The organism is Lysobacter sp. GQ73, from assembly GCF_059758755.1.
Map to the genome: position 1 here is coordinate 121789 of NZ_JCAXEE010000006.1, position 23184 is coordinate 144972.

Here is a 23184-nt window from a genome sequence, read left to right on the forward strand (position 1 = left end):
GCGGTTCGCCAAGAGACTAGGCCGATTCCGGCTAACCTTCAATATCGATTTTAAAGGTTCCGACCGACGGCTCAGGCGCGGTCCCAATAGGGCTCCTCGCCGAAGCGTTCGACCAGGAAATCCAGGAAGCTGCGTGCCAGCGCCGGCATCTGCCGGCGCGAGGCGTAGACGCCGTGGATGCCCATCGGCGGCAATTCGTAGTCCGGCAGGACGATTTCGAGTTCGCCGGCGCGCACCCAGTCCAGGGCCTGGTAGGTAGGCAACGGCGCGATGCCGGCGCCGGCGCGGGCCGCGGCGACCAGCACCGTGGCTTCGTTGGCGCTGATGTTGCCGCCGACCGCGACGCTGCACGGCTCGCCGCGATGACGGAACTCCCACAGGCTGCGGCCGACGTGATGATGGGTCAGGCAGTTGTGCGCGCTGAGCTCTTCGATCCGCTGCGGCCGGCCGTGTCGCGCCAGGTAAGCCGGCGAGGCGCACAGCACCGAGCGGCAGACGCTGAGCCGGCGTGCGATCAGGTTGGGATCGAGTTCGCGCGCGATGCGGATCGCCAGGTCGATGCGTTCCTCGACCAGATTGACCGCGCGCTCGCCCAGCACCATGTCGATGCGCGTACGCGGGTGGCGTGCGAGGTAGTCGGCGACCGCCGCGGCGAGGTGGCTGGCGCCGAACGACATCGAGGCGGTGATGCGGATCTGCCCGTGCGGCTCGGCGTCGTCGGCGGCCAGGGCGAGGCGCAGGTCGTCGCCGATCTCGAGCATCTGCCGGAACCGCGCCAGCGCGGTTTCGCCGGCGCCGGTCAGGCTGGTCCGCCGGGTGGTCCGGTGCAGCACGCGCACGCCGAGCCAGCGCTCGAGCTCGGCCAGATAGCGGGTAACCATGGCCCGCGACATGTCCAGGGCCTCGGCCGCGGCGGTCAGGCTGCCGCGTTCGGCGATTTCGACGAAGACGGCGATGGCGGTCATCCGGTCCATTCGATTCGCTCGGAATATGCAAAAGACAGTCGACTTATACGCGGTTTTTTGCGCCGATCCAGGCAACTATCCTGGCGCCATCGGGGTCGCGGCCGCATCGCTCGCAGGGCCTGTTCGTGCAGGCCGGGCATCGTCCCGACCCGCAATGGCGCCGGGTCGCCGCCCCGTCACGCGGCCTGCGCCCACGGCCCCGCACTCTGGCCCCGGGCCGCAAGCCGCACGTCGTCCGTCGCCGTCGTTCGCCCTATCGCCCTCACGAGGAAGCCTTCATGCCGCAGCCCCCCGTCTACAACCATCGTTTGTTCCTGGCGGTGTCCGCCGCCTGCCTGAGCCTGGCCCTGGCCGCCTGCGGCCGCCACCAATCCACCCCGGCTCAACCGAACGCGGCACCGGCCGCTGCGCCCACGCCGGCCGGGCCGGTCGCGGCAACGTTGAAGACCGAGGTCTACAACCCAGGCAAGCAGGGCATCTTCGAAGTCAGCTCGGTGTTGGTGACCGGCGCGCGGGAGGCGGTGCTGATCGACGCGCAGTTCGCCGCCGCCGACGCCCGCAAGCTGGTCGACTTGATCAAGGCGTCGGGCAAGCGCCTGACCACGATCTACATCAGCCACGGCGACCCGGACTTCTACTTCGGCCTGGACACCCTGCAGGACGCCTTCCCCGAGGCCAGGATCGTCGCCACGCCGCAGACGGTGGAACACATCCGCAGCACCCAGGAAGCCAAGTTCGCCTACTGGGGGCCGAAGCTCGGCGTCGACGCGCCCAAGCGCATCGTCGTGCCGCAGCCGCTCGCAGGCGACCGCATCGAACTGGAAGGCCAGTCGCTGCAGATCGTCGGCCTCGACGGCCCCACGCCGGATCGCAGCTATGTCTGGATTCCGTCGATCCGCACCGTCGCCGGCGGCGTGCCGGTGGTTTCGGGCGAGCATCTGTTCATGGCCGACACCCAGACCCCGCAATCGCACCAGGCCTGGCTGGCCACGCTCAAGGGCATCGAAGAGCTCAAGCCCGAGGTGGTGATCCCGGGGCATTTCGCCGAAGGCGCCGCGCAGAACCTCGACGCGGTGCGTTTCAGTGCCGGCTACATCCGCGCCTTCGACGAAGAGGCGGCTAAAGCAGCCGATTCGAAGGCCTTGATCGCGGCGATGAGGCGGCGTTATCCCGACCTCGGCGGCGACCTGTCGCTGGAGATCAGCGCGAAGGTCGCCAAGGGCGAGATGCCGTGGCATTGATCGGCGCCCACTGACGAGCGTTCGATGTCGGCTCGCAGGCTTCGGCTTCAAGGGTAGGAGCGGGGCAAGCGGCGGCCGCATCCTCGTCCGAAGTTGCGCGGTCGCGACTCGCGTCGTTCCTGCCCGAAGGGCAACAGCATCCCCGCGCGAACTAGAACGGCCGCTGCGCGTGCAGCGGCCGTTCGTCTAGCTGCGATCCATACCGCGGACCGCGACCCAGCCGCGACTCAGGGATTGAAGTAGCTCGACACGCTCGAATAGATGTCCGAGAAGCGCGAGTAGTAATCAGGGTCGCGCGGCGCGCTGCAGTAGGAGTAACCGCCGTACAGACCGCCGCGCAGCTGATAACCGCCGGTGCCGGTCACGGTGAACAGGCCCGAGCCCGACGAGCCGCCTTCGGTGACGCCGGTGTTCCAGACCACGCGGTACAGCGGCGACTTGCCGTCGATCGAGGTCGACAGCCCGGTCACCGAACCCAGCGAGTATTTCTTGACGTCGCCGGCTGGGTGATGGATGCCTTCGATCGCGGTGCCGGTGGCACCGATCGCCGCACTCGACCAGCCCGCATACACCGCGCCCGAAGGCGGTGCGGTCTTGAGCTCAAGCAGGGCGGTGTCGCGGGTGTTGTTGGCGTGGCGCAGGTAAGCGCCGCCGCTGAGCGTGGTGTAGGCCGGATTGACGGTCGAGCCGTTGCAGGTGGTGACGTCGTAGAACCAATAGGTCTGCAGCGAGTTGGCCACGGTCTGGTTGTTGATGCAGTGCGCCGCGGTCCAGAACAGGCGCTTCTTCGGCGAGTGATTGTTGTTGAGCAGGGTGCCGGTGCACAGGTAGGTGCCGCCGCCGCTGGTGAAGGTCATGCGCGCGACCGACTTGGCGGTGGAGACGAAGCCCGACGGCGGGCTGGTGCGGCAGACGATGTCCTTCTCGCAATAATCGCTTTCGCCGATCTTGGCCTGGAATTCGCGCTCGCTCGCGACCGGGCTGACGTCCAGGTGCGAAAGCTGCGGGATCTTCAGGCTCAGCGCGTTGGTGCGCACGCCCTTGGGCAGGATCAGCTCGACCGCGACGGTGTCGCCCGCGACCACCGGCGACCAGCCGAGCGCGTTGCCGGCGAAATCGGCGCCGCGCTGCTCGAACACGCGGCCGTCGTTGCCGGCGAAGTGCAGGATCGCCGAGGCCGCGCCGGCGCCGCGCAGCGACAGGCCGGCGCGCAGCGCGACCGCGCCGCTGGAGGACACCTCGAAACGCGCGGCGCGCGAGCCGTCGGCGAGCGGTTGCCAGGCGAGGGTGTTCAGATCGACCGCGCTGCGCGCGATGTTGCGGGCAAAACCGATCTCGAGCGGTTCGCCGTTCTTGTCCTGACGGATGCGGCGGTCTTTCAAGGCCGATACGTCGAGGCTGGTCGGCCGGCCGAGGCTGAACAAGCGCGGTGTCGTGGCCTTGGCGGCGACGGCGAATTCGGCCGCGCCCATCGCGCCGGCGAGCGGCGCTTCGGTGACCGGCGCCGAATCCATTTCGGCGGCGTTGGAGCCGGTGGCGGCATGCATCGAGAAACTGGACAGCCCGGCGACGAGCGCCAGGCAGAGCGCGTTCTTGCGGATCATCGTGCGATTCCTTGAGTGCCATAGGGAGGGACGGCGAATGCGCCGGTCCGCCGCCGCAGCGGGGACGCCCGGACCCTACGACCGGCCCGCACCCGGTTTTGTGCGGTCTTGCCGGCTTCGCCGAAGCGCTCGAAGTACAAGGCGCCGGGTTTGCGAACGGTCGGATTATTTGTGCGCTGCATTGCAACTCGACGATGCGAGGAACGTGACGCGCACCCGCTCGAGGGTGCACGGCAACATGAAAACAGCGGATTTTTCGTTCAGTTGCGGCGCAACCAGGTCGCGCCGACGCCGAATCCGCGGTGGGCCGGCGTCGCATTTGCAGCACGCAGCGCAGGCCGCGCACGCCGCGTCGATCGGCCCGCGCCTGCCGGCTTGAGCGACCGCGCGTCGGGAGCCCGCAGCTCCGGGGGCGATACAGACGCTGCCTTAATGGCGATGTGAGACCATACGGCCATGACAAAAAAGACGAAAAGCAACAAGCCCGGTCCGACCGGTGGCAAAACCCCTTTCCGCAAGACCCCTGGCGGCGGCGCCCCGAGCGCCGGCCCCCGCAGCCGCAAGAGCCCCGCACCGCGCCCGGCCTGGCTGCCCGAGAACCTCCAGCACGGCCCGAGCAAGGGCACGCACGGCCAGCCCGCCAGCGGCGCGGCCCGCGCACCCGCCTATCACGATCCCTATGCCGACCGCGAAGCCTCGCGCTACGCGCAGCCGATCGCCAGCCGCGAATTGATCCTGCAGACCCTGGTCGCCGGCGACGGCCCGATGCGCGCCGAGGCCCTGGCCGAGCAGCTGCAACTGACCGAACCCGATCGCGTCGACGCTCTCGGCAAGCGCCTGGGTGCGATGCTGCGCGACGGCCAGCTGATCCAGAACCGCAAGGGCGAGTTCGCGCCGGCGGCGCAGATGGACCTGATTCCCGGCGTAGTGATCGCCAACCCCGACGGCTTCGGCTTTCTGCGTCCCGAGGCCGGCGGCGACGACCTGTTCCTGCCGCCGTTCGAAATGCGCAAGGCCATGCACGGCGACCGCGTGCTGGTCAGCGTCACCGGCGTCGATCGCCGCGGCCGCCGCGAAGGCGCGATCGTGGAAGTGCTCGAACGCCGCATCAACCGCCTGATCGGCCGCTTCACGCTCGAGTCCGGCATCAGCTACGTGGTGCCCGACGACCGCCGCATCCAGCGCAACGTGCAGATTCCGCCGGACGGGCGCATGGAGGCGCAGAACGGCCAGTTGGTGGTCTGCGAGCTGTTGCAGGCGCCCGACCCGAAGCGCCCGCCGATCGGCCGCGTGCTCGCGGTGCTCGGCGACAAGCTCACCGCCTCGCTGGCGGTGCAGGCCGCGATCCACGGCCACGAGATTCCCGATGTGTTCCCGCAAGCCACCCTCGACGAAGCCGCGGCGGTGCCGCTGACGGTCGAGGCCTCGGTCGCCGCCCAGCGCGTCGACTTGCGCGCGATGCCGCTGGTCACCATCGACGGAGAGGACGCCAAGGACTTCGACGACGCGGTGTATTGCGAAACCAATCGCGACGGTTTCCGTCTGGTGGTCGCGATCGCCGACGTCTCGCATTACGTTCGCCCCGGCACCCCGCTCGACGACGAGGCGCAGAAGCGCGCGACCTCGGTGTATTTCCCCGGTTTCGTCGTGCCGATGCTGCCGGAGACCTTGTCGAACGGCATCTGCTCGCTCAATCCCAAGGTCGACCGCCTGTGCTTCGTCTGCGACATGCAGATCGGCCGCGACGGCGAAGTGACCCAGTCGAAGTTCTACGAAGCGGTGATGAACTCGCATGCGCGCCTGACCTACACCCAGGTGTGGAACGCGGTCGGCGACGTCCCCGAGGAAGCGCAGACCGAAGCGCGCGAACAGATCGGTTCCTTGCTGCCGCATATCGAGCGCCTGCATCAGTTGTTCCAGGTGCTGCTGAAGGCGCGGCAGAAGCGCGGCGCGATCGAGTTCGAATCCAGCGAGGTGCGTTTCGTCCTCGGCAAGAGCGGCGAAGTGGTGCAGGCCGGCATGCTTCAGCGCAACGATGCGCACAAGCTGATCGAGGAGTGCATGATCGCGGCCAACGTCGAGGCGGCGAAGTTTCTGATCGCCCAGCAGGTGCCCGCGCCGTTCCGCATCCACGACCGGCCGCCGGAGCAGAAGTACGCCGATCTGCAGGAGTTCCTCAAGGAGTTCAAGCTGCGTATGCCGGCCTGGAACCAGGTCGAACCGCGCGACTTCACCCAGTTGCTGAAGAAGATCCGAGAACGCCCCGATGCGGCCCTGATCGAGTCGGTGTTGCTGCGCAGCCAGAGCCTGGCCGTGTACGCGCCGGAGAACGTCGGCCACTTCGGCCTGGCCCTGACCGCGTACGCTCACTTCACCTCGCCGATCCGGCGTTATCCCGACCTGCTGGTGCATCGCGCGATCAAGCACGCCTTGACCGGCGCGCAGCCGTCGACCTTCGTGTATTCGCCGCGGCAGATGACCGCGCTGGCGCTGCAGTGCTCGGAACGCGAACGCCGTGCCGACGAGGCCGAGCGCGAGGTCGACGAGCGTTACCGTGCCGCGTGGATGGAGCAGCACGTCGGCGGCGAGTTCGAAGGCACGATCAGCGGCGTGACCAGCTTCGGCTTGTTCATCGAGCTCGACCAATCCAAGGTCAACGGCCTGATCCACGTCACCCAGCTGCCGCACGACTACTACCACTTCGACCCGATCCGCAAGACGCTGAAGGGCGAACGCACCGCGCGCGAGTTCCGCCTCGGAGACCGGGTCAGCATCGTCGTGCTCAAGGCCAGCGTCGAAGACCGCAAGATCGACTTCCGCCTGGCCGAGGAGCGCGGCGCCAAACCGCTGCCGCCGCGCGGCCAGCCGGCGAAGCGGAGCAAGCAGAAGTACTGAGGTCCGAGCGCTGAGCCGCCCCGGCGCGCAATGCTTTACCTAACCCCTTTGGAGAAGCGGCGGGCGCCCGGCATGGATTCGCTTCGGATCGCGCCAGCGCGGGGATTTGCTTCGGCCGCTCGAGTGCTCAGGGCAAAGCCGTAGCGAAAAGATCCCTGGCCGCCTCTGCGAAGGGGGCACCGTGAAGAGGCGTCGAGTCTCATTGGCCGGCGCCCAAAGCGCTGTCAGCCGGATCGCAGGCGGCCGCCCGGCGCCGGGTAGCTTAGAATTGCCGTCCGCCCCGACCGCGCCGCCGCCCCAGGCCGCCGCGCGAGCCTCAGCCCCACGGAATCCTCATGAGCCAGAAACAATGGATCGCCGGCATCAATGCCGTCTCCGCCTCGATCGAGCACGATGCGCAGAACGTGCGCGAGGTTCTCATCGAGGCCGGCGCCAAGAACCCGCGCCTGACCGAGATCGAGACCGCCGCGCGCCGCGCCGACATCGACGTGCGCCGGGTCGCGACCCAGGCGCTCGACGGCGTGGTCGGCAATCTGCGCCACCAGGGCGTGGTCGCGCGCTACGCCGCGGCCAAGACCTGGAACGAGAACGAACTCGAAGGCCTGATCCAGGCCGCCGAAGGCCGCGCGCTGGTACTGGTGCTCGACGGCGTGCAGGACCCGCACAACCTCGGCGCCTGCCTGCGCAGCGCCGCCGCGGCCGGGGTCACCGCGGTGATCATCCCGAAGGACAAGTCGGTGCAGGTCAACGCGACCGTGCGCAAGACTTCCGCCGGCGCCGCCGACAGCGTCGCGGTGATTCCGGTGACCAACCTGGCGCGCGCGCTGCGCGACCTGCAGCAGCTCGGCGTATGGATCTACGGCCTGGCCGGCGAAGCCGACGCCTCGCTGTACTCGATCGATCTGCGCGGCAACGTCGCCCTGGTGCTCGGCGGCGAAGCCGATGGCCTGCGCCGACTGACCCGCGATACCTGCGATCAACTGGTCAAGATCCCGATGCCGGGCGGCGATGCCGCGGGCGGCGTCGAAAGCCTCAACGTCTCGGTCGCCGCCGGCGTGACCTTGTTCGAGGCGGTGCGCCAGCGCGGTTGATGCGCGCGGGCGACGGGCCCTTTGCTCGCCGTCTCGGCGTCGAAACAACGCCACCGCTAGCAGTACTGTCGCCATAACCGGAGCCGCCCGAACGCCGCGCTCCGGCCGCTGTGTAACCCCCCGCTGACCCCAGGGACTGTGCGGCCGGCCGCGGCAAATCGGGCTCGTTATAATCGCTCGCGTACGGGGACGACCCCGTTCGCACCACTCTCGTCCGGGGACGGCCCCTTCATCATGGGAGCATCGTCATGCCTTGGGTTCTGTTGTTCTTCGCCGGCCTGTTCGAAGTGGGTTGGGCCATCGGCCTGAAATACACCGAAGGCTTCACCCGCCTGTGGCCGTCGGTCGGCACGATCGCCGCGATGGCGATAAGCCTCGGCCTGCTCGGCGTGGCGATGAAATCGCTGCCGGTCGGTACCGCCTATGCGGTCTGGGTCGGCGTCGGCGCGGTCGGCACGGTCATTCTCGGCATCGTGTTGTTCAACGAACCGCTCAATACCTTGCGCGTCGCCAGCGTGCTGTTGATCGTCGCCGGCCTGGTCGGCCTGAAACTGGCCTGAGTTTCCGCAGCGCAGGGCCTCGCCGGAGACTGCCCGCATACCGGCGCCACTTCCCGGCGCGCCGGTATGCGGGGCCGTTCGCTGCGCCCGCTCTTTGCAGCGCCCGCTCAATGCAGCGAATTGACCAGCAACTCGTCGAAGCGGCGCGCGATGTCGGCGATGGTCTGCGCCTTGTCCTGGCCGTTGATGATCCGCCGGGCTTCCTCGTAGTTCGGCAACTGGCCCGGCTTGAAATAGCTGTCGAGCTTCTTGCCGGTGAACCAGCCTTTCTTCATGCCTTCCATCGCGATCGCATAGGCGACCTCGGGCTTCTTGGCCTCGTCGGGGCGGGCGATCAGGTCGATGCCGAGGATCTTGCCGGCGCGCTCGTAGTTGGCGCGGCCGGTGAGTTGCACGTAACCGCGGCCGTGATAACGCGCGCCGTCCCCGGCGCGGGTATTGCCGAGCATCTTGCCGACACGCGTAGCCGGCCCGTACAAGCGTTCGAAACGCGCGTCGTCGCCGAACTCGTCGATGGGGCGCAGGGTATGCGCAGTCTCCCACTTGAACGTCGCCAGGCAGTAGGCGATCTGGTGGCGGTGCACCGGGTTCTGGCTGAAGCTGGCGTCCTGCTCGATCCGCCCGATCAGAAAACGCACGGCCTGCGCGAGCTCGTCGCGCAGCGGGCCGAAGCGCTTGCGGTACCCGTCTAGAAACTGCTCGTCGTCGAAAGCGAACATCCTGTCCTCCCTGCATGCGCAACCGCATGTGCGCGCGAAAGCGGCCGCGCGTCCTGCCGGTCGTGGCGGCGCCGTGCCGCTCGCAGTCCAATCAACGCGGCGTTCGACGCCGGACGGCCAATTCCGAGGTGTTGCGTGCTTGCAACATGGCCGACGCGAACAGAATCAATCCAGCCGATATCGGCTGAGGACGAACCGGGCTGCGTTACGGTATTCGAGGACGAAGTACTCGAAGTCGGCGCGTTGCGCGCCGGCCTCGGCCAAGCGGGCGTCCCACCGTTGTAGCCGCTCGCGACTCAGCTGCTTTCGCAAGGCCGATACCAGGGTGTGACGCGATCTGGAGCCGAGAAACGACGCGGGCGCATGCCTCGGCACGACCAAGGCGGAGGGTGCCTGCAGCAGGTGACTGCCTTCCCAGACGATCGAATGTTCGCCCTTGAGCGGCAGCGCGTCCGGGTAGGCGCCGTCGAGCAGCATGGGCGCCGCGCCAGCGAGCCAGGCCACCCAGCCTGCGCGCCAATAGGGATCGTCGATAGCCAGCGCGGACTTCAGCCAGTCCCCGATGAGCTCGGGCTCCAGATACTTCGCGATCAGGGTGCACGAGGCCGAGAACGCGTCGGCGGGATACAGCGAGTCGCCCGGGTGCACGCCGGGCAGGCGCTGCACCGGCGAGCAGAACGCATCCCCGGCCAGTCCGCAGACGCTCCAATGCGACGGTGCGAGCATTGCGCGGCCAAGCGTGTCGAGCAAGTCGCGGCGTAAACCCGGCGACACCTGCTCCGGATCGGGGCAGTGGACGAAGGTCGCGGTCACTAGCATTGAATAGAGTCGGCGATCCTCGAAGGCATTGGCTCGGAACCGTCCGACCAGCTCGAGTGCGCGCGGCAAGAGGTATGGGAACCACAGATTCCACTCGCGCATCGGTCCGAACGCAACCGGACCGGAGCTCAATTCGTACAGCGCCGAACTCAGCTCACTGCGCGGCCACTGTTGCGGATCTTCGTGCATCAGCGTGGTGAACATGTGTCGTTCGTCGCCCATGAACCAGGCTTCGCCCATCGGCTGCCCGGGCATCGGCGCACGTTCGCGCAGACGCTCCAGCGCGCTTGCGTCGGGGCCCTGGCCGGGCTGCCAGACGTAGGCAGACGAGTTGTTTCGCGATGCGCGCACGAACCGATCCTTGTCGATGCGCAGGGGCGATCCGGCCCCTTAAGGCGTGGCGACGCCGCGTTGCGGCCAGGCGTTGACGATCTTGCAGAACAGCTGGGCGGTGCGTTCGGTGTCGTAGACGGCCGAATGCGCGTCCAGGGCGTTCCATTCCAGCTCGGCGGCCTGCAGCGCGCGGGCGAGCACGGTCTGTCCGTAGGCGACGCCGGCGAGGGTGACGGTGTCGAACACGCTGAAGGGATGGAAAGGGTTGCGCTTGTGGCCGCTACGGGCGACCGCGGCATTGAGGAAGTTCAGGTCGAAATGGGCGTTGTGGCCGACCAGGATCGCGCGTTGGCAGCCCTGGCGCTTGAGCGCTTCGCGTACCGGCGCGAACACGCTTTCCAGGGCCTGACGCTCGGGCTTGGCGTCGCGGAACGGGTGGTCGATGTCGATGCCGGTTACTTCGAGCGACTTGGGGTCGATCAAGGTGCCGGGCGCGGGCACGACATGGGCGCTGCTCATCGCACCGGGCACCAGGCGGCCGTCGGCATCGAGTTCGAGCGGCTGCACCGCGATTTCGAGCAGGGCGTGCCTGTTCCAGTCGAAGCCGCCGGTTTCGACGTCGACGACGACCGGCAGGTAGCCGCGGAAACGGTTGGCGAGGGTGGGCGCGGCGAGGGCGGCGGGGGGAGTGGGGCCGGTTTCGATCATCGCGAAAGCCTAGCAGGTTGTCGCGAATCGGTCGTTCCGGAGGGCGAGAACCGCCTCCGGCAGAAGCGGCCATCCACAAGACTTCTTCAGTCCCAAGCTCCGCCGCGAGGCGGCAGCGGCGCTGTCGTTGCGCGGTCGCGGTCGCGGCTTACGCCGCTCCTACCCCTGTTTGGAGCGATGCGCGCGCAACGCCGCCGCCAGCAGCAGCGCCGCGCCGAGCCCGGCCAGGGCCAGGCCCGGCGCCGGCAGCAGCATCGCCACGACCAGGCCGACCGGCAACAGGACCAGGCCCCAGCCGGTCGGGTCGTCGCGCGGCGCCGTCGCGCTCAGGGCGGCCGCGCGTGCGAGCAGGGCATCGACGCTGAAGCGCCCGCCGCCGCCGAGAATCAGCGGCCACAGCATGACCAGGAACAGCAGCGGCAGTTTGTAATTGCCGGCGCCGTCGTCGGTGATGGCATAGCCCTGGGCCAACTGGGACAGGCCCATCCAGTCCTGCGGCCAATGCACCGCGGCGATCGCGACCACGGTCAGGACGAACAGCGAGGCGGCGGCCAGGCGCGTGCCCAGGCCGATCAACAAGGCCAACGCGCCGAGCAATTCGAACCAGGTCGCCATGCCCCAGCTCAGGTCGGCCGGGACGCGGTCGAACGGAAACGGAAAGTTCGACACGACTCCACCGAACCAGTTTTCGCCGTGCAGTTTTTCGCGCCCGGATTCGTAGAACTCCCAGGCCAGCACCAAGCGCAGGCCGAGCGGCGAGAGCCACGCGCCCACGCCGGCGAGACGGTCGCGCAGGGCGAGGCAGGGGGCGAAGAGGGGTCGGGCCATCGGCTGCTCCAGTACGGCTTGCGCCGGGGCGCCGGCGCTTTCGAGTACAAGAGGCGGGGATCAGGCGGAAAGGTTCGCCGCGGCGGAGAAAAAGATCACGCCGCTGGCGCGCATCTGCCGCAGCAGGCCGTGGCCGAGCTCGAGGAACGCGGCGAGGTCGTCGCTGCCGGCTTCCCGGGCCAGCGCGCGCAACTGTTCGGCTGCGCTCAGTTCGGAGGTTTCGCCGATCCGCTCGATCAGCCGGAAGGCGAGCGGGCTCAACTCGGAAAAGCGTACCTCGCCGTCGGCCTCGCGGCGCAGCAGCAACAGGGTCGGGGCCGGCGGCGGCTGCCCGGGCTGATGCTCGGGACCGATGCGGTGCACCGGCCAGGCATAGGCCAGCGGCCAGGCCAGCGGCGACAGCTGGGGGGCGTGTTCGAGCAGTTCGGCGTCGCTGATGCCGGCATCGTCCTGCGGCGCCTGCGCCTCGCTCAGTTGCAGAGCGAGTTCGACCCATTCGTAGTGCGCGAGCTCGGCCAGGAACGGCGGGTCGCCGTCGCGCTCGGGCAGGTAGCGCAGGAATTCGCGGGCGATCTCGGCGAACAGCGGCGTGTGGCAGCGATGGTCGCGGTAGAAATCGCGCACCAGCGCGGTCCAGCGCGCCTCGCCGAGCAGCTTGCGGACGACCGGAAAGTTGCCGGCCAGCAGGCCTTCGATGTTGTTGAACAGCAGGTCGCGATAGATCCCCAGGCGCCGGTCCTCGATGCCCGCGGGCGCCGGGCTGGCCTGCGGGTCGCGCAGGTGGCGGGTCAGTTCGAACTGCTGCGCGCGCAGGCGCGAAGGGGCCTCGTTCATGCCGTGGCCGTCGCTCATCGTCTCGCCCGCGCGTGCACCCGGCGCGCATCGCCGCCCGCGGGCTGCGGCGCGGCCTCGCGCAGCACCTGGCGGACGGTATCGAGTTCGCCGACGAGTTCTTCGTACGGCGGGAAATTGAAGTCGCGCTCGAGCAGGGTCGGGCGTGCGCCGAACAGGCGGTAGGCGTCGCCGAGCAGCGACCAGACCTCGTGCTTGACCGGGGCGCCGTGGGTGTCGACCTTGAGGTCTTCGGCCTCGTCGTAATGGCCGGCCACGTGCAGGTAGGCGATGCGTTCGTCCGGCATCGCGGCGAGGAATTCGCGCGCGTCGTAGCGGTGGTTGATCGAATTGACGTAAACGTTGTTGACGTCGAGCAGCAGCTCGCAATCGGCTTCGGCGAGCACCGCGCGGGTGAACTCGACTTCGCTCATTTCCTGGTGCGGCGCGGCGTAGTAGGAGGCGTTTTCGACCGCGATGCGGCGGCCGACGATGTCCTGGGTGCGGCGGATGCGCGCGGCGACGTGGTGCACCGCTTCCTCGGTGAACGGAATCGGCAGCAGGTCGTAGAGATGGCCGTCGTCGCTGCAGTAGCTCAGGTGCTCGCTGTAGCAGGCGACGCGGTGTTCGTCGAGAAAACGGCGGACCCGGACCAGGAAGGTCTCGTCGAGCGGCTCGGTGCCGCCGAGCGACAGGGACAGGCCGTGGCAGACCAGCGCATGGCGCGAGGCCAGATCGCGCAGGGCCTCGCCGTAGCGGCCGCCGATGCCGATCCAGTTTTCCGGCGCGCATTCGAGGAAATCGAAATCCCCGGGCGCGGCGGACTGCAGCGGGCCCAGCAGGGCCCGCCGCAGGCCGAGGCCGACGGCATCCGGTTCGAGGGGACGCGAGCCGTCCATCGTGGTCAGCCGGCAGCGATCAGACCGAACCGCCGCACTTGCCTTCGCCGCACTTGCCTTCGACCGCCTTCTTGGCCGGAGCGGCCTTGGCGTCGGCCGGCTTGGCGGTGGCTTTGTCGCCGCCGCACTTGCCCTCGCCGCACTTGCCTTCGCCGGTCTTCTTCTTGTCGGCGCCGCACTTGCCTTCGCCGCACTTGCCCTCACCGCACTTGCCTTCACCGGTCTTCTTCTTGTCGGCGCCGCACTTGCCTTCGCCGTGCTTCCTGTCGGCGCCGCAGGTGCCTTCGGCATGCTTGGCGTCGGCGGCGGCCTTGGCGTCGGCGGCCTTCTCGGCGGCCGGCGGAGCCTGCTGGGCGCCGAGCAGGTAGCCCTGCGACAGATCGCTCATGGCGAACGCGGAAGCCGACAGGCTCAGGCCGCCGAGCAGGGTGGCGCCGAGCGCGAGGGCGATGGGCTTCTTGATTTGCTTGGACATGGATGACTCCTACGTGGCGATGACGGCGGGAAGCCCGCCGGCGGGATGAACGGCCCAGTGTGCCGGGTTCCGTCTGGATGCGATATGCAGCGGTATCGAAATGGGCGGGTGCCGAACCGTAGCGGGGGAGCGGTCGGCGATACGGCGGGCGGCGGAGCAAGGATGCATCACGGGTCGAGATATTCGCGGGCCAGTACGCGGGCACGGTGCAGGCGCGACTTCACCGCTTCGCGGCTGAGCCCGAGTTGATCGCCGATCTCGGCGATGGTCAGGCCCTCCAGGTCGCGCAACAGGACGACTTCGCGGTAATGCGCCGGCAGGGATTCGAGCGCGGCGGCGACATCGTGGCGCCATTCGCAGGGCTCGGGAGTGACGACCGGCAGGATTTCGTCGGTGATGGCCTCGCCGCTGAGCATACGCCGGCCGCGCTTGAGCCGGTTGCATTCGCGCTTGACGATACGGAAGGTCCAGGAAACGAAGCACTCGAGCACGCGCAAGTCGCGCAGCTTGCGCGAGACGGTGATCAGGCTTTCCTGAACCGCGTCCTCGATGTCGTTGATGACGCAGTGGTACTCGGCGTAACGGCGCAGATCCTGGCGCGAGCGCGTCAGCACGCGCTCCAGCGCGGCGCGGTCGCCGGATCGGGCGGCCGCCAAATCCCCGTTCGCCATCAGCAAGGTCATGCCCGGTCTCCTCCGAGGTACGCAAAAATACACCGCGGCAGGGCGCTGCGGGCATGTACCAAGAGTTTGGAGACGGGCCGATCGGTTCGCGATTGCGACGGTGTGGGCGGATTCGTTTAGAACGGATTCAGCCTGGAGCGGCTGTAACCGTTTGCAGGACGGCTTGGGCGGCTTGGCCCTAGCGCCGCGCCGAGGCCGGCGCGCGACTGCGGGTACGGCAGGGCGAGCCGACCGCCGCTTTGTTGCAACGCAGCGCGACGGGTCTGCGCGAATCCCGCTCCGGAGCCTGCCGGAGCGGACGAGGCGAAGTCAGACCGCGCCGGTGGTGTTGGTATCGTCGCGCTTCTCGCGCGGCGGCAACTGCTCTTCGCCCTTGACCAGGAACCAGACGTTCTCGGCGATGTTGGTGGCGTGGTCGCCGATGCGCTCGATGTTCTTGGCCATGAACAGCAGATGGGTGCAGGCGGTGATGCTGCGCGCGTCCTCCATCATGTAGGTCAGCAGTTCGCGGAACAGGCCGGTGTAGGCGGTATCGACCTCGGCGTCGCGCGCGCGCACGTTCTGGGCCAGTTCGATGTCGTTGTCGCGGTAAGCCGACAGCACGTCGCGCAGCTGCTTGACCGCGAGGGTGCCGAGGGCGTGCAGGCCGGCCACGTGCGGCAGCGGCGGCGACAGGTTCAGCGCGGTCGAGCGCTTGGCGACGTTGGCGGCGTAGTCGCCGACGCGCTCGATGTCCGAGGCGATGCGGATCGCCGCCAGGATCTCGCGCAGATCGCGCGCCATCGGCCCGCGCAGCGCGAGCTTCATGACATCGTGGCTGATCTCCTGTTCGAGCGCGTCGATCGCCTCGTCGTTGGCGATGATGCGCTCGGCGGCCTTGTCGTCTCGGCGCTGGACCACGTCGAGCGCGGCTTCGAGCTGGGACGCGGCCATCTCGCCCATGCGCAGGGTTTCGTCGAGCAAGCGGCGCTGCTCTTCGTCGTAGCTCTTGACGATGTGGTCGTGCATTTGGGTGCTCATGTTCGGGACTCGGAAGTTTTCGGGACTCGGGACTCGGAACTCGGGACTCGGCCGGCGGGCAGGACAAGGCAGCTGTTGCTCTGCCGAGTCCCCAGTCCCGAGGCCCGCTCGCGTGTCAGCCGAACCTGCCGGTAATGTAGTCTTCGGTCTGCTGCTTGCTCGGCTTGGAGAAGATGGTTTCGGTCGGGGCGTGCTCGATCAGGTCGCCCAGGTACATGAAGGCGGTGAAGTCCGACACGCGCGCGGCCTGCTGCATGTTGTGGGTCACGATCGCGATCGTGTAGTCCTTCTTGAGCTCTTCGACCAGTTGTTCGATGCGGCTGGTCGAGATCGGGTCCAGCGCCGAGGTCGGCTCGTCGAGCAGCAGCACGTCCGGACGCAGCGCGACCGCGCGGGCGATGCACAGACGCTGCTGCTGGCCGCCGGACAGGCCCAGGGCGCTCTGGCCCAGCTTGTCCTTGACCTCGTCCCACAGCGCGCCCTGGCGCAGGGCCTGCTCCACGCGCAGCTCCATGTCGGCCTTGGACAGCTTCTCGTGATGGCGGATGCCGTAGGCGACGTTCTCGAAGATCGTCATCGGGAACGGCACCGGCTTCTGGAACACCATGCCGACCTTGCTGCGCAGGCGGTTCATCGGGTACTTCGGGTCGAGGATGTTCTCGCCGTCGAGCAGCACTTCGCCGCGCGCTTCCAGTTTCGGGTACAGCGCGTAGATGCGGTTGAAGATGCGCAGCAGGGTCGACTTGCCGCAACCGGAGGGGCCGATCAACGCGGTGACCTGCTTCTCGGGGATCTCCAGGTTGATCGACTTCAGCGCATGGAACTTGTCGTAGTAGAAGTCCAGGCCGCGCGCGGCGAGCTTGACCGGCGAAGCGCCGATCACGGCCGCGGCGCGGTCGGGAGTGGCGACGGAAAGGCGGGCATCGTTCATGGCCGGGGTCCGGGCAACGGGTTGGTTCGAAAGATCAGTCATTGGAGATCCGATTGCGCAACACGAGGGCGCGGGCGAGCAGGCTGACGACCAGGACGAAGAAGGTGAGCACCAGGGCGCCGGCCCAGGCCAGGGTCTGCCAGGTTTCGTAGGGACTGCCGGCGAACTGGTTCATCACCACCGGCACGCTCGCCATCGGCTGCAGCACGTTGTGGCTCCAGTACTGGTTGCCGAAGGCGGTGAACAGCAGCGGCGCGGTTTCACCGGAGATGCGCGCCAAGGCGAGCAGGACGCCGGTGACGATGCCGGCCGAGGCGCTGCGGTACAGCACCTGCACGATCACCTTCCACTGCGGCACGCCGAGCGAGAGCGCCGCCTCGCGCATCTGCGAAGGCACCAGACGCAGCATTTCGTCGGTGGTGCGCACCACCACCGGCAGCACGATGAAGGCCAGCGAGATCGCACCGGCCAGGGCCGAGAAGTTGCCGCCGGTCTGCATGACCACCAGGGTGTAGACGAACAGGCCCAGCACGATCGACGGCGCGGACAACAGGATGTCGTTGACGAAGCGCACCACGGTGCCGATCTTGCGGCCGGCGCCGTACTCGGCCAGCCAGGTGCCGGCGGCGACGCCGAGCGGCGTGCCGATGACGATCGCGATCAGGCACATCACCGCGCTGCCGAAGAAGGCGTTGAGCAGGCCGCCTTCCTGCATCGGCGGCGGCGTGTTCTGGGTGAACAGCGCGACGTCGATGCCGCCCAGGCCCTTGGCGAGCAGGGTGTAGAGAATCCAGCCGAGGAAGAACAGGCCGAACGCGGCGGCCGCGCAGGCCAGGACCACGGCGATCGCGTTGAACACGCGGCGACGGCCGTACAGCGAATCGGCGACGCGGTGGCGGCGCTGCAGCTCGGCGTCGACGGGAGCGGAAGTCGCGTTCATCAGTTGCCCTCCTTGCGCGACAGTTGCATCAGCATGAACCGCGCGGCGGCCAGGACGATGAAGGTCACGATGAACAACACGAAGCCGAGCAGCAACAGCGCCGAACGGTAGGTCTCGGTGGCTTCGCCGAAGTCGTTGGCGATCAGCGCGGCGATGGTCGTGCCCGGTTCGAGCAGCGAGGCCGAGAAGTTGACCGAGTTGCCGATCACGAAGGCGACCGCCATGGTTTCGCCCAGGGCGCGGCCTAGGCCGAGGAAGATGCCGCCGATCACCGCCGAGCGGGTGTAGGGCAGGACGATGTCCCAGCTAACTTCCCACTTGGTCGAGCCCAGCGCGTAGGCCGATTCCTTGAGCCGGGTCGGCACGGTCAGAAACACTTCGCGCATCACCGAGGAAATGAACGGGATCACCATGATCGCCAGGACGATGCCGGCGGTGAGCATGCCGATGCCGAGCGGTGGACCCTGGAACAGTTTGCCGATCACCGGCCAGGTGCCGACGTTGTCGTTGAGCCAGGGCGTGACGTGTTCGGTCATCACCGGCACCAGCACGAACAGGCCCCACATGCCGTAGATGATCGAGGGAATGCCGGCGAGCAGTTCGATGGCGGTGCCGATCGGGCCGCGCGCCCAGCGCGGCGCGACTTCGGTCAGGAAGAAGGCGATGCCGAAGCTCACCGGAACCGCGATCACCATCGCGATCAGCGCGGTGACGACGGTGCCGTAGATCGGAACGAGCGCGCCGTACTGGTCCTCGACCGGGTTCCATTCGGTGGTGATGAAGAAATCGAGACCTTCCTTGGCCAGTACGTCGCGTCCGCCCCAGAGCATCGACAGGGCGGCGCTGGCGAGAGCGAACAGGACGAAGACGACGGTGGCGGTGAGCGCATAACGAAACAGGCGGTCGTTGCGCGCATCTTTGCCATCGCGGCTGGAAATACCGGATCGAGCGGGTAGGGCGGTCGCGTTCATTGCGAAGGGAGGTCCGTCGTGGCAGTGCGATGCATCGGGAGCGTGCGGGGCTGTGGCGGATGCGCGGTGCGGCGGGTGCGGCGATTACGGGAGTCGCGATGCGATCCGGGTGTACGTGGCGAAGCGGTTGCGATGCCATCGCAGCTCCGGTGGCCGCGACCTTTCCCGCTCATCGTCTCCGCGTAGACGAAGACCTGGAGACCTCGGGCGTTCTCGCGCGAAAGTCCGGTGGATCTGCGCCTACGCTGAAATGACCGACAAGGCCGCGTCCGCTGCGCGGACGCGGCCCGATGCGTCACTTGAACTCGGCGGCCCAGTAGGCTTCGATCTGCTTGACCAGTTCCGGCGGCAGCGGCACGTAGTCCAGGCTCTGCGCCTGCGACTGGCCGTTCTCGAAGGCCCACTTGAAGAACGCGCGGGTGTCGGCGCTGCGCTTGGCGTCCTTGGGCTGCTTGTACATCAGGATGAAGTTGGTCGCGGTGATCGGCCAGGACTGCGCGCCGCCGGCGTTGGTGATGACCAGGTTGAAATCCTTGGCGCTGGTCCAGTCGGCGGTCGATGCGGCGGCCTGGAAGGCCTCGGCGCTCGGCTGGACGAAGTTGCCGGCGGCGTTCTGCAACTGGGTGTGCGCCATCTTGTTCTGCAGCGCATAGGCCAGCTCGACGTAGCCGATCGAACCCTTGATCTGCTTCACGTACGAGGCTACGCCCTCGTTGCCCTTGCCGCCGACGCCGCCCGGCCACTGCACCGAGGTGCCTTCGCCGACCTTGCTCTTCCAGGCCGGGCTGACCTTGGACAGGTAGTTGGAGAAATTGAAGGTGGTGCCCGAACCGTCGGAGCGGTGGACGATGTTGATCTTCAGGTCCGGCAGGGCCACGCCCGGGTTGACCGCGGCGATCGCCGCGTCGTTCCACTTGCCGACCTTGCCGAGGAAGATGTCGGCCAGCAGCGGGCCGGTCAGGCGCAGCTTGCCGGCTTCGACGCCGTCGACGTTGACCACCGGCACCACGCCGCCGATCGCCGAGGGGAACTGGCCGAGGCCGGCGGCGGCGAGCTCTTCGCTCGGCAGCGGCTTGTCGGAGGAACCGAAGTCGACGGTGCCGGCCTTGATCTGGGCGATGCCGCCGCCGGAGCCGATCGACTGGTAGTTGACTTTGGCGCCGGTGGCCTTGTTGTAGTCGTCCGACCACTTCGACAGCAGCGGGTAGATGAAGGTCGCGCCGGCGCCGGTGATCTGCGCGGCGACCCGGTCGCCCGCGGGCGCGGCGGCCGCGGTCTTGCCGTCGGCGGCGGGGGCCGGCGTCTGGTTGCCCGAGCACGCCGCGGCGGCCAGGACGATGGAGAGTGAGAGGACGGCGATGCGGGCCGGCGACGATTTCATGCGCTACTCCATGAAAGAAGGCCGGCGAGGGCGCCGGCTCGGATGGCGCCATTTGATGATCTTTTTGTTACACGGCTATGACACGGATTCGTAATGAATCTGTAGCGAAACGGCGGCGGGGGTGTCCGAAGTCCCGGTTTGCGGGGCCGGGGCTGCTGTTTGGCGGTAACAAACGGTTCGGGGCACGGTTTTCGGGGCGACTCGTGCACAGGCGATAGGGGACCCTGGACCGGGCGAAGTGCGCGGCGCGCCGGCGTTTCCGCGCAGGCAGCCACGACTTTGCTCGCTGTCCGGGCCCATTCAGGAAGGCTGGAGTCTCCCGGCCACGCCGCATGGCGCCCTGGCGTTCACAGATGCGCGAGCGGTGGCTCGCAAGCCGCATCCATGACCCCCGCCTGCGCGAGGATGACGGCTTGGGGGCAGGCAAAGACCCCCGGAGCCAGGAAATCTAATCCCGGCTCCCGAACCCGACCCGAACCCCGACCCCGACCCCGACCCCGAACCCCGAACCCCGAACCCCGAGTCCCGAGTCCCGAGTCGAGTCCCGAGTCCCGAGTCCCGAGTCCCGAACCTCAAGAAAAACAAAACGGGCCCGAAGGCCCGTTTCGTCCGATCTCCCCAATCTGAAGGATCCCCCCGGATCCGACGATCGGTCGGATCAGTAGTTCATGTTGGTCGTCCAGTAGGTCTCGATCTGCTTGACCAGCGCGTCCGGCAGCGGCACGTAGTCGAGCGTCTTGGCCTGCTGGTCGCCGTTGGCGTAGACCCAGCGGAAGAATTCCTTGGCGTTCTTGGCGCCGGCGGCGTTCTTGGGCTGCTTGTACATCAGGATGAAGTTGGTCGCGGTGATCGGCCAGGAGTTCTCGCCCGGCGCGTTGGTCATGACCAGGTAGAAGTCCTTGGCGTCGGCCCACTTGGCGCTGGCGGCGGCGGCCGAGAAGGTCTCGTCGGTCGGCAGCACGAAATTGCCTTCGGCGTTCTTCAGGCGCGAATACGCCATCTTGTTCTGCAGCGCGTAGGACAGCTCGACGTAGCCGATGCCGCCCTGGATCTGCTTGACGTAGGCGGCCACGCCTTCGTTGCCCTTGCCGCCGATGCCGGTCGGCCACTTCACCGCGGTGCCTTCGCCGACCGAGCTCTTCCACTCGCCGCTGACCTTGGACAGGTAGTTGACGAAGTTGAAGGTGGTGCCCGAACCGTCGGAACGGTGGACGACGGTGATCTTCTTGGCCGGCAGCTTGAGGCCGCCGTTGAGGGCGACGATCGCCGGGTCGTTCCACATGGTGATCTTGCCGAGGAAGATGCCGGCGAGGGTTTCGCCGTCGAGCTTCATCGCGCCCGAGGCCACGCCCGGCACGTTGATCACCGGCACCACGCCGCCGATCACCGACGGGAACTGGGCCAGGCCGAACTTGGCGAGCTCTTCGGGCTTGAGCGGGGCGTCGGAAGAACCGAAGTCGACCGTCGCGGCCTTGATCTGGGCGATGCCGCCGCCGGAGCCGATCGACTGGTAGTTCACTTTCTTGTTGGTCGACTTGGCGTAGTCGGCCGACCACTTCGACATCACGGGATACACGAACGACGCGCCCGCGCCGGTGACGTCGGCGGCTTGGACGTTGGCGGCGAACGCGGTCGCGAGGGCGAGTGCGGTCAGGCGGAAGGACAGAGACTTGAACACGGTGAGCTCCTGAAGAGAGACGGCTGGCACGAATCCGTTGCGGCGAATTTCATAACGGTTCGATGACAGTCACGAGGCGAAAACATGGCGGGGACGTGACATCCCTTTCTTTCCGACGCACGGTGCGCGCAAAAGAAGGGCGCGGCCGAGGCCGCGCCCGTAACGATCGTTGCCGATCGAGGGGGAGAGATGTCCGATCGAGCGGTAAGCCGCGGCTTACCAGTAGAACTGCACGCGCGCCGAAATCACGTTCGGGCTGTCGTCGACGACGCGGTTGAAGGTGCGGTTGTTGTAGGCGGCGGTCTGCGAGTAGGTCGCGCTGGTGCGGCCGATGTAGCGCGAGCTGTCGACGATCGAATAGTCGAGCATGAACTTGAAGTTCGAACGCCAGTACCAGTTCACGCCGACCGTCCAGGCGTCCATTTCGCCGCCGAGCACGCCGTCGACGATCGGAGCGGCGGTCGGGGTCGCGCCCGGGCGCAGCGAGCCGTCGTTGAGGTCGATCTTGTCGTAGCGCACGCCGACCTGCCACATTCCGCTGGCGGGTTCGTCGGGCAGCGGGGTGGACGGCACGCCGCCCTTGTAGCCCCAGGTCTCGCCGGTGATGTTCCACACGCCGCTGACGTAGAAGCTGTCGCCGGTGAACTTCTTGCCCGGCTGGGCGATCGAGCGGGTGGCGTAGCGGTCGAATTCCGAACGCATGTACTCGGCCTGGACCTTGACCGGGCCGTGCACCCACATCGCTTCGGCGCCGATGGTGTTCTGGCGGTCGACGTTGAGCATGTTGCCGGTATCGACCAGGCGGCCGGCGGCGAGGTCGGCCTGCGGACGGGTGCGGATGCGCGCGGTGTCGGCGTCGGCGTCGAGATCGACGTAGGACAGGCCGAAGTGGAGGATGTTGCCCTTCTCGTTGATCGGCGCGAAGGTGCCGCGCAGGCCGAAGCCCGAGCCGTGGGCGAGGTTGCGGGTCAGCTCGCGGCCGAAGTAGCTGGCGGTCAGGCTCCAGTCGTTGGTGCCGTAGCTGTAGGCGGCGCCGAGACGGCGCGCCACGCCGAAGGTGTTGGTCACCATCGCCTTCGAGATGAAGTCGTTGTTCTTGGTCGAGGACAGCTCTTCCAGGCTGTTCGGCTGCTTGTACTGGCCGACCTGGATGTAGTGGTTGGCATTGCCGCCGAGCTTGTACTTCAGGTTGACGTCGAGGAACTTGTCGGCCTTGGCGTCGTAGCCGGCGACCCACTCGATATTGCCCGGGCCCTTGCCCTTCAGCACGATCTCGGCCCGGCGCAACTCGTTGTCGTTGTCCTTGCCGTCCGGCACGTCGGCATTGAGGTTGAGGACGTCGCTGTTGAAGTCGTTGTAATCCGCCTGCAGCAGACCTTCGAAGGTGACTTCCGAGTCGCCGATGACGTCGAGTGCGATTTCGGCGTGCGCGGCGGGCGCTGCGAGAGCGGCGAACAGCGCGACGGCAAGGGTGTTGCGGGAGAGTTTCATGGTCTAGCCCTGAGGCGTGGAGTGATGGCGCGCAGGCTAGAGTGTGAAAGTTGCGTAAATGTGACAGATCTGACTTATTTCGCAGGCATGACGCTGCGATGACGCTCTAGCAAGCGCGATG

21 protein-coding genes are annotated in these 23184 nt (G+C 67.6%); 4 read left to right on the forward strand and 17 right to left on the reverse strand.

Features of this window, described 5'->3' with window-relative positions:
• Positions 1-71 precede the first annotated feature (71 nt).
• Positions 72-965, reverse strand: coding sequence for a LysR family transcriptional regulator (locus tag AC6CH2_RS17170; protein WP_498270259.1), 894 nt, complete (start codon positions 963-965; stop codon positions 72-74).
• Between the two features lie 314 nt (positions 966-1279).
• On the opposite strand from AC6CH2_RS17170, the gene AC6CH2_RS17175 reads away from it, so the two are divergent.
• Complete coding sequence (locus tag AC6CH2_RS17175) at positions 1280-2206, forward strand: MBL fold metallo-hydrolase (RefSeq protein WP_498270382.1); 927 nt, start codon at positions 1280-1282, stop codon at positions 2204-2206.
• A 227-nt stretch (positions 2207-2433) separates the two neighbouring features.
• Here the strand turns inward: AC6CH2_RS17175 and AC6CH2_RS17180 are convergent, their stop codons facing one another.
• Positions 2434-3810 (reverse strand): trypsin-like serine peptidase, encoded by a 1377-nt coding sequence (locus AC6CH2_RS17180; RefSeq protein ID WP_498270260.1) that lies wholly within the window; start codon positions 3808-3810, stop codon positions 2434-2436.
• Positions 3811-4266: 456 nt separating this feature from the next.
• Between AC6CH2_RS17180 and rnr the strand changes: the two genes are divergently transcribed.
• The 3 genes from rnr (at position 4267) to sugE (ending at position 8356) form a co-directional block, all read left to right on the forward strand.
• Positions 4267-6705: a ribonuclease R gene (gene rnr, locus AC6CH2_RS17185; RefSeq protein ID WP_498270261.1), complete on the forward strand. Its 2439-nt coding sequence runs from the start codon at positions 4267-4269 to the stop codon at positions 6703-6705.
• 335 nt (positions 6706-7040) lie between these two features.
• Entirely contained in the window at positions 7041-7796 is a 756-nt protein-coding gene (rlmB, locus tag AC6CH2_RS17190) for a 23S rRNA (guanosine(2251)-2'-O)-methyltransferase RlmB (protein ID WP_031370459.1), read from the forward strand.
• Between the two features lie 248 nt (positions 7797-8044).
• Positions 8045-8356 (forward strand): quaternary ammonium compound efflux SMR transporter SugE, encoded by a 312-nt coding sequence (gene sugE, locus AC6CH2_RS17195; RefSeq protein ID WP_435397202.1) that lies wholly within the window; start codon positions 8045-8047, stop codon positions 8354-8356.
• Between the two features lie 107 nt (positions 8357-8463).
• Here sugE and AC6CH2_RS17200 read toward each other — a convergent pair whose 3' ends face one another.
• The 15 genes from AC6CH2_RS17200 to AC6CH2_RS17270 all read right to left on the reverse strand — a co-directional run bounded on the left by AC6CH2_RS17200 (position 8464) and on the right by AC6CH2_RS17270 (position 23063).
• Positions 8464-9075, reverse strand: coding sequence for a glycoside hydrolase family 19 protein (locus AC6CH2_RS17200; protein ID WP_498270262.1), 612 nt, complete (start codon positions 9073-9075; stop codon positions 8464-8466).
• Positions 9076-9240: 165 nt separating this feature from the next.
• Entirely contained in the window at positions 9241-10245 is a 1005-nt protein-coding gene (locus AC6CH2_RS17205; RefSeq protein ID WP_498270263.1) for a hypothetical protein, read from the reverse strand.
• Between the two features lie 39 nt (positions 10246-10284).
• Positions 10285-10935 carry a ribonuclease T gene (rnt, locus tag AC6CH2_RS17210; protein ID WP_498270264.1) on the reverse strand — a complete coding sequence of 217 codons (651 nt, stop codon included), beginning with the start codon at positions 10933-10935 and terminating at the stop codon, positions 10285-10287.
• A 159-nt stretch (positions 10936-11094) separates the two neighbouring features.
• Positions 11095-11763, reverse strand: coding sequence for an HvfX family Cu-binding RiPP maturation protein (locus AC6CH2_RS17215; RefSeq protein ID WP_498270265.1), 669 nt, complete (start codon positions 11761-11763; stop codon positions 11095-11097).
• Positions 11764-11823: 60 nt separating this feature from the next.
• Positions 11824-12615, reverse strand: coding sequence for an HvfC family RiPP maturation protein (locus tag AC6CH2_RS17220; RefSeq protein ID WP_498270266.1), 792 nt, complete (start codon positions 12613-12615; stop codon positions 11824-11826).
• Complete coding sequence (locus tag AC6CH2_RS17225; RefSeq protein WP_498270267.1) at positions 12612-13493, reverse strand: HvfB family MNIO-type RiPP peptide maturase; 882 nt, start codon at positions 13491-13493, stop codon at positions 12612-12614. Before AC6CH2_RS17225 ends, AC6CH2_RS17220 begins: the two co-directional genes overlap by 4 nt.
• Before the next feature lie 19 nt (positions 13494-13512).
• A complete protein-coding gene (locus AC6CH2_RS17230; RefSeq protein ID WP_498270268.1) occupies positions 13513-13968 on the reverse strand; it encodes an HvfA family oxazolone/thioamide-modified RiPP metallophore in 456 nt (151 codons plus the stop codon).
• A 167-nt stretch (positions 13969-14135) separates the two neighbouring features.
• A complete protein-coding gene (locus AC6CH2_RS17235; RefSeq protein ID WP_498270269.1) occupies positions 14136-14651 on the reverse strand; it encodes an RNA polymerase sigma factor in 516 nt (171 codons plus the stop codon).
• A gap of 309 nt (positions 14652-14960) precedes the next feature.
• On the reverse strand, positions 14961-15671 hold the full coding sequence (phoU, locus tag AC6CH2_RS17240; RefSeq protein ID WP_435396922.1) for a phosphate signaling complex protein PhoU: 711 nt from the start codon (positions 15669-15671) through the stop codon (positions 14961-14963).
• Between the two features lie 115 nt (positions 15672-15786).
• Positions 15787-16602, reverse strand: a complete 816-nt coding sequence (gene pstB / locus AC6CH2_RS17245) for a phosphate ABC transporter ATP-binding protein PstB (protein WP_435396921.1) — start codon at positions 16600-16602, stop codon at positions 15787-15789.
• Positions 16603-16636: 34 nt separating this feature from the next.
• A complete protein-coding gene (gene pstA / locus AC6CH2_RS17250; protein WP_498270270.1) occupies positions 16637-17542 on the reverse strand; it encodes a phosphate ABC transporter permease PstA in 906 nt (301 codons plus the stop codon).
• The gene (pstC, locus tag AC6CH2_RS17255; RefSeq protein ID WP_435396919.1) at positions 17542-18513 is read right to left on the reverse strand and encodes a phosphate ABC transporter permease subunit PstC; all 972 of its coding nucleotides are present in this window, start codon (positions 18511-18513) and stop codon (positions 17542-17544) included. Before pstC ends, pstA begins: the two co-directional genes overlap by 1 nt.
• 295 nt (positions 18514-18808) lie before the next feature.
• The gene (gene pstS, locus AC6CH2_RS17260; RefSeq protein ID WP_498270271.1) at positions 18809-19894 is read right to left on the reverse strand and encodes a phosphate ABC transporter substrate-binding protein PstS; all 1086 of its coding nucleotides are present in this window, start codon (positions 19892-19894) and stop codon (positions 18809-18811) included.
• 658 nt (positions 19895-20552) lie between these two features.
• Positions 20553-21572, reverse strand: coding sequence for a phosphate ABC transporter substrate-binding protein PstS (gene pstS, locus AC6CH2_RS17265; RefSeq protein WP_498270272.1), 1020 nt, complete (start codon positions 21570-21572; stop codon positions 20553-20555).
• A 216-nt stretch (positions 21573-21788) separates the two neighbouring features.
• Positions 21789-23063 (reverse strand): OprO/OprP family phosphate-selective porin, encoded by a 1275-nt coding sequence (locus tag AC6CH2_RS17270; RefSeq protein ID WP_498270273.1) that lies wholly within the window; start codon positions 23061-23063, stop codon positions 21789-21791.
• Between the last annotated feature and the right edge of the window lie 121 nt (positions 23064-23184).

Excerpts from the sequence above, each read along its gene's own strand:
- AC6CH2_RS17170 (WP_498270259.1), bottom strand. The coding sequence starts at position 965 with ATGACCGCCATCGCCGTCTTCGTCGAAATCGCCGAACGCGGCAGCCTG.
- AC6CH2_RS17180 (WP_498270260.1), bottom strand. The coding sequence starts at position 3,810 with ATGATCCGCAAGAACGCGCTCTGCCTGGCGCTCGTCGCCGGGCTGTCC.
- rnr (WP_498270261.1), top strand. The coding sequence starts at position 4,267 with ATGACAAAAAAGACGAAAAGCAACAAGCCCGGTCCGACCGGTGGCAAA.
- rlmB (WP_031370459.1), top strand. The coding sequence starts at position 7,041 with ATGAGCCAGAAACAATGGATCGCCGGCATCAATGCCGTCTCCGCCTCG.
- sugE (WP_435397202.1), top strand. The coding sequence starts at position 8,045 with ATGCCTTGGGTTCTGTTGTTCTTCGCCGGCCTGTTCGAAGTGGGTTGG.
- AC6CH2_RS17200 (WP_498270262.1), bottom strand. The coding sequence starts at position 9,075 with ATGTTCGCTTTCGACGACGAGCAGTTTCTAGACGGGTACCGCAAGCGC.
- rnt (WP_498270264.1), bottom strand. The coding sequence starts at position 10,935 with ATGATCGAAACCGGCCCCACTCCCCCCGCCGCCCTCGCCGCGCCCACC.
- AC6CH2_RS17215 (WP_498270265.1), bottom strand. The coding sequence starts at position 11,763 with ATGGCCCGACCCCTCTTCGCCCCCTGCCTCGCCCTGCGCGACCGTCTC.
- AC6CH2_RS17220 (WP_498270266.1), bottom strand. The coding sequence starts at position 12,615 with ATGAGCGACGGCCACGGCATGAACGAGGCCCCTTCGCGCCTGCGCGCG.
- AC6CH2_RS17225 (WP_498270267.1), bottom strand. The coding sequence starts at position 13,493 with ATGGACGGCTCGCGTCCCCTCGAACCGGATGCCGTCGGCCTCGGCCTG.
- AC6CH2_RS17230 (WP_498270268.1), bottom strand. The coding sequence starts at position 13,968 with ATGTCCAAGCAAATCAAGAAGCCCATCGCCCTCGCGCTCGGCGCCACC.
- AC6CH2_RS17235 (WP_498270269.1), bottom strand. The coding sequence starts at position 14,651 with ATGACCTTGCTGATGGCGAACGGGGATTTGGCGGCCGCCCGATCCGGC.
- phoU (WP_435396922.1), bottom strand. The coding sequence starts at position 15,671 with ATGAGCACCCAAATGCACGACCACATCGTCAAGAGCTACGACGAAGAG.
- pstB (WP_435396921.1), bottom strand. The coding sequence starts at position 16,602 with ATGAACGATGCCCGCCTTTCCGTCGCCACTCCCGACCGCGCCGCGGCC.
- pstA (WP_498270270.1), bottom strand. The coding sequence starts at position 17,542 with ATGAACGCGACTTCCGCTCCCGTCGACGCCGAGCTGCAGCGCCGCCAC.
- pstC (WP_435396919.1), bottom strand. The coding sequence starts at position 18,513 with ATGAACGCGACCGCCCTACCCGCTCGATCCGGTATTTCCAGCCGCGAT.
- pstS (WP_498270271.1), bottom strand. The coding sequence starts at position 19,894 with ATGAAATCGTCGCCGGCCCGCATCGCCGTCCTCTCACTCTCCATCGTC.
- AC6CH2_RS17270 (WP_498270273.1), bottom strand. The coding sequence starts at position 23,063 with ATGAAACTCTCCCGCAACACCCTTGCCGTCGCGCTGTTCGCCGCTCTC.